This is a genomic window from Pseudomonas sp. NPDC079367, from assembly GCF_044542195.1.
Lineage (GTDB): Bacteria > Pseudomonadota > Gammaproteobacteria > Pseudomonadales > Pseudomonadaceae > Aquipseudomonas.
The window spans coordinates 72,474-78,939 of sequence record NZ_JBITTW010000024.1; the positions used below are offsets into that span (position 1 = coordinate 72,474).

The following is a 6,466-nucleotide window of genomic DNA, read 5'->3' on the forward strand; positions in this document are numbered from 1 at the left end:
AGAAATAAAGAGAAGAAAATGCGCCACCAGATCCATGACTTGCTGGCCCCGCTGCCGGGGACCGCACGGCAGATTCACAGTTTCCACTTCGGCCCACAGCAGGCCAAGGGCAAGGTGTACATTCAGGCCTCGCTGCATGCCGACGAACTGCCGGGCATGCTGGTCGCCTGGCATCTCAAACAGCGCCTGGCGGAGCTTGAAGCCGCCGGCCGCCTGCGCAGCGAAATCGTCCTCGTGCCGGTGGCCAACCCGGTCGGCCTCGAGCAAGTGCTGATGGATGTGCCGCTGGGCCGTTACGACCTCGAGAGTGGACAGAATTTCAATCGCTGGTTCGTCGACCTCAGCGAAGAAATCGGCAACGCGATCGAAGGCCAACTGAACGACGATGCACAGCACAACCTTGAACTGATCCGTGCCAGCCTGCGCAACGCCCTCGCCCGCCAGACGCCGACCACGCAACTGCAATCCCAGCGTCTGACCCTGCAACGCCTGGCCTGCGACGCCGACATGGTGCTGGACTTGCACTGCGACTTCGAATCGGTGGTGCACCTGTACACCACGCCGGAAGCCTGGCCGCAGGTCGAGCCGCTGGCGCGCTATATCGAAGCGCAGGCCAGCCTGCTTGCCACCGACTCTGGCGGGCAATCCTTCGACGAATGCTTCACCCTGCTCTGGTGGCAATTGCGCGAGCGCTTCGGCGAGCACTTCGAGATTCCGCTGGGCAGCTTCTCGGTAACCGTCGAATTGCGCGGCCAGGGCGACGTCAATCACCCGCTGGCCAGCCGCGATTGTCAGGCCCTGATCGATTACCTGATCCAGTTCGATGCCATCGTCGGCGAGACCAAGCCGCAACCGCCACTGCCTTACCCGGCCACGCCGCTGGCCGGTGTCGAACCTGTGACCACGCCGGTCGGCGGCCTGCTGGTGTACTGCGCCACGCCCGGCCAATATCTGCAAGCCGGCCAGCAGATCGCGGAAATCATCGACCCGGTCCACGACAAGGTCACCCCCATTCATTGCACCGCCGCCGGCCTGCTGTATGCGCGCTCGCTGCGGCGCATGGCCACCGCCGGCATGGTCATCGCCCACGTCGCGGGCGCCGAAGCCTATCGCAGCGGCTACCTACTTTCGCCTTGAGGATGCTCGTCCATGTACAAACTGACCGTTGAAGGCCTGCACAAAAGCTATGGCGATCATCAGGTGCTCAAAGGCGTTTCGCTCAAGGCTAAAACCGGCGATGTGATCAGCCTGATCGGCGCCAGTGGCTCGGGCAAAAGCACCTTTTTACGCTGCATCAATTTTCTCGAACAACCCAATGACGGCGCCATGAGCCTTGATGGCCAGGCGATCCGCATGGTCACCGACCGCCACGGCATGCACGTTGCTGACGCGGATGAACTGCAACGCTTGCGTACGCGGCTGGCGATGGTGTTCCAGCATTTCAACCTGTGGAGCCACATGACCGTGCTGGAAAACATCACCATGGCCCCGCGCCGGGTGCTCGGTTGCAGCAAACAGGAAGCCGAGGATCGCGCCCGACGCTATCTGGACAAGGTCGGCTTGCCGGCGCGGGTCGCCGATCAATACCCGGCGTTTCTGTCCGGCGGCCAGCAACAGCGCGTGGCGATCGCCCGGGCGCTGGCAATGGAGCCTGAGGTGATGCTGTTCGACGAACCGACCTCGGCGCTCGATCCGGAGCTGGTCGGTGAGGTGTTGAAAGTGATTCAGGGATTGGCCGAGGAAGGCCGGACAATGATCATGGTCACCCACGAAATGAGTTTCGCGCGCAAGGTGTCCAATCAGGTGCTGTTTCTGCATCAGGGTCTGGTGGAGGAAGAAGGTGCACCTGAAGACGTGCTGGGCAATCCGAAAAGCGAACGCCTGAAGCAATTTCTCAGCGGCAACCTTAAATAACGCCGTACACAATTCCCCCGAAGGAGCTGCCGGAGGCTGCGATCTTTTGGCTCTGCTTCAAAGATCAAAAAATCGCAGCCTCGTTTCACTCGTCAGCGCCTACAAGGGAATCGCGTTGTTTTAAACCTTTGGTCTGTTGCTGTGGTCTCTGAAACAACCCCTCCAGAGCGCACGCAGCCCGCATGGCGAAATCCCCCGACTTTGCAAAAAGCTGGTTCAGTGCCCGCGCGTGGAAGCCGTTCGCCTTTCAGAAACAGGTGTGGGCGGCGGTTAAAAACGGCGAATCCGGATTGCTCCACGCCAGCACCGGCGCCGGCAAAACCTATGCGGTGTGGTTTGCCGCACTCAATCGCTTCGCCCGCCTGCAACCGCCCGTGGCCACGCCGCGCAAACGCAAACCGACGGCCGAACCGCTGACCGTGCTGTGGATCACGCCGATGCGCGCCCTCGCCGCCGACACTGCGCGCGGATTGCAAACCCCGGTAGATGATTTACAGATTCCCTGGACCATCGGCCTGCGCACCGGCGACACCAGTAGCAGCGAACGCGCCCGTCAGGGCCGGCGTCTGCCGACGACGCTGATTACCACCCCGGAAAGCCTGACTCTGCTGCTCGCCCGCGCCGATGCGCGCACGGCATTGTCGACCCTGCGCATGATCATCGTCGATGAATGGCACGAGTTGCTCGGCAACAAACGCGGCGTGCAACTGCAACTGGCGCTCGCCCGCCTGCGTCATTGGCAGCCAGGACTGATCGTTTGGGGCGTTTCCGCCACCCTCGGTAATCAATCCCACGCCGAGCAGGTTCTGATCCCACAGGGTGGCGGCGCCAGTGTTCAGGGCAAAAGCGAAAAAAGCCTGCAGGTAGACACGCTGCTCCCACCGGCCACCGAGCGTTTTCCGTGGGCCGGGCACATCGGTTTGAAGATGCTCCCGCAAGTGGTCGCCGAACTTGATGCCTGCGCCAGCAGCCTGGTGTTCACCAATACCCGCGCGCAATCGGAGATCTGGTATCAGGCGCTACTGCAGGCGCGTCCGGACTGGGCCGGGTTGATTGCCTTGCATCACAGTTCACTGTCCCGTGATACCCGCGACTGGGTGGAGCAGGCCTTGAAGAATGGCCAATTGAAAGCGGTGGTCTGCACCTCGAGCCTGGATTTGGGCGTGGACTTTCTTCCGGTCGAGCGCGTGCTGCAGATCGGCTCGGCAAAAGGCGTCGCGCGTTTGATGCAACGTGCCGGGCGCTCCGGCCACGCACCGGGGCGCACCTCGCGAGTGACGCTGGTGCCCACCCACAGTCTTGAACTGATCGAAGCGGTCGCCGCACGCGATGCCGTCGAACAGCGGCGCATCGAGCCGCGCCTGTCACCGCACAAGCCGCTGGATGTGCTGGTTCAGCATTTGGTCAGCATGGCCCTCGGCGGTGGCTTTACCCCTGAGGACTTGTACGAAGAAGTGCGTGGCGCCTGGGCTTATCGCGACCTGACGCCGGCAGACTGGGCCTGGGCGCTAGCATTCGTACGTCATGGCGGGATGTCTCTTACAGCGTATCCGGATTACCGCCGGGTCGAGCCGGACGAACACGGCGTCTGGCGGGTGCCGGATGCACGTCTGGCGCGGCGCCATCGCATGAGCATCGGCACCATCGTCAGCGATGCCAGCATCAACCTGAAATTCTGGAGCAAGGGTGGCGGTGGCAAGCAGTTGGGGAGCGTCGAGGAAGGCTTTATTGCCCGACTCAAACCCGGTGATGGTTTCCTTTTCGCCGGCCGCCTGCTGGAGCTGGTGCGGGTGGAAAACATGACCGCCTACGTCAAACGCAGCACCGCAAAAAAAGCCGCGGTGCCACGCTGGAATGGCGGACGCATGCCGTTATCCAACGAATTGGCCGAAGCGGTGGTCGCGCGCTTCAGCGCCGCTGCTCAAGGTCAATTCAACGGGCCGGAAATGCAAGCGCTGCGGCCGTTGCTGGAAACGCAGATGCGCTGGTCCGGCTTGCCCACCACGGAAAATCTGTTGGCTGAAGTACTGAAATCTCGCGAAGGCTGGCACCTGTTCCTATATCCATTTGCCGGGCGGCAGGTGCATCTGGGGCTGGCGAGCCTGCTGGCGTGGCGCGTCAGTCAGCGCCAGCCGGTGACCTTTTCGATCGCAGTCAACGATTACGGCCTGGAACTGCTCAGCGCCACACCGGTGGATTGGGCCATGCATCTCGACGCGCACCTGTTCAACGCCGATGACCTGTTGCTGGACGTACTGGCCAGCCTCAACGCCGGTGAACTCGCGTTGCGCCGCTTCCGCGAAATCGCGCGGATCGCCGGGCTGGTGTTTGCCGGTTATCCCGGCGCGCCGAAAAGTACCCGCCAAGTGCAGGCGTCGAGCGGCCTGTTTTTCCAGGTGTTCAAACAATATGACGCTGACAACCTGCTGCTGGCCCAGGCTGGGGAAGAAGTTCTACGTGAAGAACTGGATATTCATCGTCTGGAACAGACATTTGAGCGCATAACTCAGATGAAACTGGACGTGCATCAGGTTAAACGTCCTACACCGCTGGGCTTTCCGCTGCTGGTGGAGCGGATGCGCGAGAGCATGAGTTCGGAAAAACTGGCTGACAGGATCAGAAGAATGGTCGGTGACCTGGAAAAAACCGCTGATAACGGCAAATCGTCGTGAGTGCGTACCCGGTGCGCCTGGCCGGCGAAGAGTTGTGGTTGCTGCCGGAGAAAGCCCTGTATTGGCCCGCGCAGGAAGCACTGCTGATCGCCGACGTGCATTTCGGCAAAGCAGCGGCTTATCGCAGCCTTGGCCAACCGGTGCCGCATGGCACGACGGCAAGCAACATCGAGGTGATCGACGCGTTGCTGGCACGGCTGCCGTGTCGCCAATTGATTTTTCTCGGTGATTTTCTGCATGGGCCTGGCTCCCATGTCCCGACGACACTGAACGCTCTGGCAGAGTGGCGAGCACGCCACGCTCATCTGCCGATGACGCTGATTCGCGGCAACCATGACAAACGCGCGGGCGACCCGCCGGCGTCGTTGAATATCCGCGTGGTGCCCGAACCGCTGTTGCTCGGGCCGTTCGCGTTGCAGCACGAGCCCGACGCGCATCCCGACCGACACGTGCTGGCCGGCCATGTGCACCCGGTCTATCGACTGCATGGAAAAGGCCGGCAAAGCTTGCGCCTGGCGTGTTTCAGGTTGGGTGAGCGCATCAGCCTGATGCCGGCGTTTGGAGCGTTTACCGGTGGTTATCAGGTCGAGCGCGACGACAACTGCAAAGTCTTTGTGATCGGCGACAACGAAATATGGCCCGTCAGCTAAATCGTAAAACGATCAGACCAATGGGCCATATTCGTGACAGTGGATCAGGCGACAGGCGCCGGAGGCGGTTCATCCGGAAGTGTCGGTTCGCCGGGTTCGGTCGGTTGTTCGTTGGGAGTATCAGGATCGGGCTGGCCGGGTACGCCGCCGGACAGGCTCAACGACGGATTCGCCAATAGCGACCAGGCCAGAACGCCTATCTGATTGGGCTCAAGCCTTGCCAGTTCAGCGCTGATTCGCGGATCGATCTTCATAGGGCACTCCTCAGTGAAGGCCCGTCTTTGTGTGTAACAAAAACGGGCAGTACACCCCATAGAGTGTCTGCCCGCCAAAGAATTCCCGACATCCGTCGGATGGTGACCTCAGGTGCGCGGCAACGTCACGCCACGCTGGCCCTGGTACTTGCCGCCACGATCCTTGTAGGAAACTTCACATTCTTCGTCGGATTCGAGGAAGAGCATCTGCGCCACGCCTTCGTTGGCGTAGATTTTCGCCGGCAGGTTGGTGGTATTGGAGAACTCCAGCGTCACGTGGCCTTCCCACTCGGGTTCCAGCGGCGTGACGTTGACGATGATGCCGCAGCGCGCGTAGGTGCTTTTGCCCAGGCAGATGGTCAGCACATTGCGTGGAATGCGAAAGTACTCGACGGTGCTGGCCAGGGCGAAGGAGTTCGGCGGGATGATGCAGACGTCGCTGTGGATGTCGACGAAGCTGCCAGCGTCGAAGTTCTTCGGATCGACGATGGCCGAGTTGATGTTGGTGAACACCTTGAAGTGGTTGGTGCAGCGCACGTCGTAGCCGTAGCTCGACACGCCGTAGGAAATCACCCGGCTGTCGTCGCTGCCGCGCATCTGGCGCTCGACGAACGGTTCGATCATGCCGTGTTCCTGCGCCATGCGGCGAATCCACTTGTCCGATTTGATGCTCATGGCGGGGTTGTCCTGAATAGCGAGGTGGAAAAATTCTGTCCGGCATCTTACCGGGCGCGTCGCCTCGTTCAAAGTGCGCAACGCAATTCTCGGCGAACGCCCCGTATTTACGCGATGTGGCGACGAACCGTCGCACCGCCGATCCCTAAAACAGAGAAACCTTTGCAAGAAGCATTGGCACGTTCCGGAAAAAGGGTTAAGGTGGCGCCACTGTGCTGCTTGTGTCACTGAGAATCTCTACACGATATGTTGAATTTAGATCCAACCATCTACAAGAATTTTTCCTGCTCTTTGCACTCAG

The 6,466-nt window shown here is 60.9% G+C and carries 6 protein-coding genes; 4 read left to right on the forward strand and 2 right to left on the reverse strand.

Features of this window, described 5'->3' with window-relative positions:
* Nucleotides 1-18 precede the first annotated feature (18 nt).
* From ACIGDJ_RS18470 to pdeM, 4 genes are all read left to right on the forward strand, one after another.
* Entirely contained in the window at nucleotides 19-1,137 is a 1,119-nt protein-coding gene (locus tag ACIGDJ_RS18470) for a succinylglutamate desuccinylase/aspartoacylase family protein (protein ID WP_101158368.1), read from the forward strand.
* 12 nt (nucleotides 1,138-1,149) lie between these two features.
* Entirely contained in the window at nucleotides 1,150-1,914 is a 765-nt protein-coding gene (locus tag ACIGDJ_RS18475) for an ABC transporter ATP-binding protein (RefSeq protein WP_041478066.1), read from the forward strand.
* A 182-nt stretch (nucleotides 1,915-2,096) separates the two neighbouring features.
* The gene (locus ACIGDJ_RS18480; RefSeq protein WP_397478457.1) at nucleotides 2,097-4,586 is read left to right on the forward strand and encodes a ligase-associated DNA damage response DEXH box helicase; all 2,490 of its coding nucleotides are present in this window, start codon (nucleotides 2,097-2,099) and stop codon (nucleotides 4,584-4,586) included.
* On the forward strand, nucleotides 4,583-5,236 hold the full coding sequence (gene pdeM / locus ACIGDJ_RS18485) for a ligase-associated DNA damage response endonuclease PdeM (RefSeq protein WP_397478458.1): 654 nt from the start codon (nucleotides 4,583-4,585) through the stop codon (nucleotides 5,234-5,236). The genes ACIGDJ_RS18480 and pdeM overlap by 4 nt, the downstream gene beginning before the upstream one ends.
* Before the next feature lie 44 nt (nucleotides 5,237-5,280).
* Here the strand turns inward: pdeM and ACIGDJ_RS18490 are convergent, their stop codons facing one another.
* Together ACIGDJ_RS18490 and dcd are read right to left on the reverse strand one after the other, a co-directional pair.
* A complete protein-coding gene (locus ACIGDJ_RS18490) occupies nucleotides 5,281-5,490 on the reverse strand; it encodes a hypothetical protein (RefSeq protein WP_016771389.1) in 210 nt (69 codons plus the stop codon).
* A 108-nt stretch (nucleotides 5,491-5,598) separates the two neighbouring features.
* Entirely contained in the window at nucleotides 5,599-6,165 is a 567-nt protein-coding gene (gene dcd / locus ACIGDJ_RS18495; RefSeq protein WP_007940589.1) for a dCTP deaminase, read from the reverse strand.
* Nucleotides 6,166-6,466 lie beyond the last annotated feature (301 nt).